Source organism: Rhodovarius sp., assembly GCF_040399605.1.
Classification (GTDB): Bacteria; Pseudomonadota; Alphaproteobacteria; order Acetobacterales; family Acetobacteraceae; genus Rhodovarius; species Rhodovarius crocodyli_A.
Genome location: NZ_JBBARU010000143.1, coordinates 1 through 3,587, shown reverse-complemented (window position 1 = coordinate 3,587; position 3,587 = coordinate 1). Strand labels below are relative to the sequence as shown.

Annotated in this window: 4 protein-coding genes; 2 read left to right on the top strand and 2 right to left on the bottom strand. The window is 62.6% G+C overall.

Features of this window, described 5'->3' with window-relative positions; genetic code table 11:
• The coding region (locus ABWP84_RS18320) for a cadherin domain-containing protein (RefSeq protein WP_353213464.1) at nt 1-993 on the top strand (993 nt) is incomplete at its 5' end.
• Between the two features lie 48 nt (nt 994-1,041).
• Here the strand turns inward: ABWP84_RS18320 and ABWP84_RS18315 are convergent.
• The gene (locus ABWP84_RS18315; RefSeq protein ID WP_353213463.1) at nt 1,042-1,590 is read right to left on the bottom strand and encodes a hypothetical protein; all 549 of its coding nucleotides are present in this window, start codon (nt 1,588-1,590) and stop codon (nt 1,042-1,044) included.
• A 1-nt stretch (nt 1,591) separates the two neighbouring features.
• On the opposite strand from ABWP84_RS18315, the gene ABWP84_RS18310 reads away from it, so the two are divergent.
• Nucleotides 1,592-2,677, top strand: coding sequence for an ABC transporter substrate-binding protein (locus ABWP84_RS18310; RefSeq protein WP_353213462.1), 1,086 nt, complete (start codon nt 1,592-1,594; stop codon nt 2,675-2,677).
• Between the two features lie 356 nt (nt 2,678-3,033).
• Here the strand turns inward: ABWP84_RS18310 and ABWP84_RS18305 are convergent.
• Nucleotides 3,034-3,587 (bottom strand): tripartite tricarboxylate transporter substrate-binding protein (locus ABWP84_RS18305; RefSeq protein WP_353213461.1); only part of this gene is annotated, 554 nt, incomplete at its 5' end.

The following is a 3,587-nucleotide window of genomic DNA, read 5'->3' as shown; positions in this document are numbered from 1 at the left end:
TCGGGCGCCGTGACCTTCACAGCCCCGCCCAATTTCGAGGCGCCCACCGATGCCGGGGCGAACAACGTCTACGACATCACCGTCACAGCCTCCGATGGCAGCCGGAGCAGCGCGGCCCGGGCCGTCGCCATCACCCTCACCAATGTGAATGAAGCGCCCAGCATCACCTCTGGCGGCAGCGCAAGCTTTGCCGAAAACGCGACGGGCACTGTCTACACCGCCACCGGCACCGATCCTGATGCCAATACCACCCTGAGTTTTGCACTCGGCGGCGTTGATGCGGCCTGGTTCAATATCGACGCCGCATCGGGCGTCGTCACCTTTCAGGCTTCACCCGATTTCGAGGCGCCATCCGATGCCGACGCTAATAATGCTTACGACATCACCGTCACGGCCTCCGATGGCAACCTCAAAAGCACGGTCCAGGCCGTGGCCATCACAGTCACCGATGTGGTGGAATTCAAAATAGGCCAGGGCAATGGCTCTTCTACCGACATAAAGGCTGAGCCCTATACGGGACCGGTGCCCGGTATTGAGTACCAGGTCATCGCCGGTGCCAATAACGACATCATCATAGGCTCCGACCGGGCTGATTTTATCAATGCCGGTATGGGCAATGATGCAATCGATGGTGGTGCTGGCAATGATGTGATTGATGGCGGTCTAGGCTCGAATTTCATCAGTGGCGGGGCAGGGAGGGATGGTTTTTTCCTCGATGGCCGCGCCGCCGTAGCATCAACCACCTGGTCCACCCTTACGGATTTTTCCCCAGGGGAGCAGGTCACGATCTGGGGCTATAAGCCTGGGGTCAGCAAGTTCCTCTGGCTCGAGAGTGATGGCGCCGAGGGCTATAAGGGCGCCACCTTGCATTGCGACCTCGATGGCAATGGCGTGATCGACACCTCGGTCACCTTCGCCGGCCTGACCCAGGCGCAACTGCCCACGCCGAGCTTTGGGACGGTCCAGGGGAACGACTACATCTTCTTTGGCTAAGGACTGCGCGCTGCAATGGCAGCGCCGAAGGGTCAAAGTGGGACGGGATTATAGTGCAGGGCATGGTGCAATGCCCGCATACCAAAGCTCCTCCCGGGCGATATTGGCAGGAGGGCAGCTGTCCAGCGTTGTCAGCTTCCGGCGTGCCGTAGGCTGCCGCTCCCACTCCGCCGGAAACGGCTGCATCAGCCCGGGCAGGGTCATACACCCCGGCTGCCTCCCGTCCAGGATTGCGTCGACGATATCCGGCGCCAGCAGCGTCAGGCGCAGCAGGCGCGAGACGTAGGAGGAGTTGATCTTCTCGGCCGCCGCCAATTCGTTGATCGTGGCGAAGCGGCCCGCCTCCATCATCCGCCGCCACCGGAACGCCCGGGCCAGCGCCTTCACCAGCGTGGTGTCCGCAGCCGTGGAGCCGCGGGGCAACCAAGCCACGCTGCGGCGAAGACATTGTTTGAGCGCTTGCGGCGTTACGACGTCATCATGCGCACGCAGAAAATGCCGGTCTTCGCCTGCTACGACGCGGGCCCATACACCTCTTTTTCTTTCTTTCCAACGCCTTATATGCTGCCCAGTCACGACCTCCGGGAAATACTGCATTATGGATCGCCGCAATCTGCTGGGCCCCGCTGCCCTGTCCGCAGCCGCCCTCGCCGCCCCCGCACTGGCGCAGTCCGCCATGCCAGAGGTGCGCTGGCGGGCCGCGAGTTCCTACACGCGCGGCTTCGACGTGGTGTACGGCACCATGGAGCGTATCGCAGCTCGCGTGGCCCAGCTTACCGACAACAAATTCCGCATCACCATCTTCCCGGCGGGTGAGATCGTTGGCGGCTTGCAGGTGCTCGATGCCGTGCAGGCCGGCACGGTCGAGGCCGGACATACCGCCTCCTACTACTATATCGGCAAGGACATCGCCTTCGCCCCCTTCACCGCCATGAGCTTCGGCCTGAACACCCGGCAGATGACGGCCTGGACCCGGTTCGGCGGCGGCAATCAGTTTGCGGCAGATTTATTCCGCGAATACAACATCATCGGCCATAGTGCCGGCGACACTGGCGCGCAAATGGGTGGTTGGTTCCGCAACGAAATTCGCAGCCTGTCTGACCTCCAGGGCCTCAAGTTCCGCATCACGGGCCTTGCCGGCGAGCTCTTCGCCCGGCTGGGCGCCGCCCCATTGCTGCTCGCGCAGGCCGATATCTATCCCAGCCTGGAGCGCGGCGTGATCGATGCCGCCGAATTAACTGGCCCGCATGATGATGAGCGCGCGAATTACGTGCGCGTGGCACGTTTCTATTACGCCCCTGGCTTCTGGGAACCCAGCGGGCGGGTGCATTTTATGAGCAATATTAACGCTTACAATGCCCTGCCGGACCTCTATAAGAACGCCATCGAAGTGGCCTGCGCCGAGGCCGATAGCAACATGGTGGCGCGTTATGATCACCTGAACCCGCAGGCACTGCGCCGCCTTATCGCCGCTGGCGCGCAGCTGCGCTTCTGGCCGCGCGAAATCCTCCAGGCCGCTTGGCGCGCCAATGAGGCAATGGTGGAGGAACTCGGCAGCCGCAATGTGCGCTTCAAGGCCATCATGGACAGCTATAGGGCCTATCGCGGCGAGATGTTCCAGTGGCACCGTGTCAGCGAGAATAGTTTTGATAATTTCGCATTCACTGCGGCGGCACAGCGCTAGCCCGAATTGTTCATGACGCCCCCAGCTGATGAATTTTGCCGGTGAGGCACTCGGCTGATGGATGTGGCGGCGCGGATCGTCGTTCCGGCGCGGGCCTCGGTTCGATGTTGCGGATTCATATCCAAGATTTGACTGGGCCATGCGATGCGGCTCAACGCTGCCGCTTCCACTCCACCGGAAAAGGCTCCATCAGGCCCGGCAGCGTCATCCCCTCTGGCTGCCGCCCGTCCAGGATCGCCTCGACGATGTCGGGGGCCAGAAGCGTCAACCGCAGCAGCTTCGAGACATCGGACGAGTTGATCTTCTCCGCGGCCGCCAGTTCGTCGATCGTGCCGTAGCGGCTGGTTTCTCGCCGCCTACTCTACCCGGGCACCGCTCGCCCTGATCACCGGTGCTAAGCGAGCCTCTTCGTGTGTGCGGAAAGTGGCGAGCTGCTCTGGTGTCGTCCACCAGGGTGTGGCGCCGAGGTCCTGATAGCCGCGCACGAGTTCGGCGTTCTCCAGCGCGCGTTTTGAGAAAGCTGATAGCCTTTGCACAACCGGCTGCGGCAAGCCGGCGGGGGCGCACACCGCGCCCCAAGAGGTCATCTCGAACCCTGGCAGAAACTCCGCCATGGTCGGTAGGTCCGGCACCACGGGGCTGCGCTGTGCGCTGGTCACGGCCAGCGCCCGTATCTTGCCCTCGCGCGCCGACGGCAGCAGACCTGGAATGTTGTCCATGATCAGGTGCACACGGCCGCCCATGAGGTCAAGCAGTGCTGGCGCACCGCCGCGATAGGGCACATGCAGAACATCCAGTCCGGCCATCTGCTTCAACAACTCGCCCGAGAGATGCGGCGTGGTGCCGGCGCCGGAAGAGCCATAGGCGTATCTGCCCGGATTGGCCCTAAGAAATGCAATTAGCTCAGGCA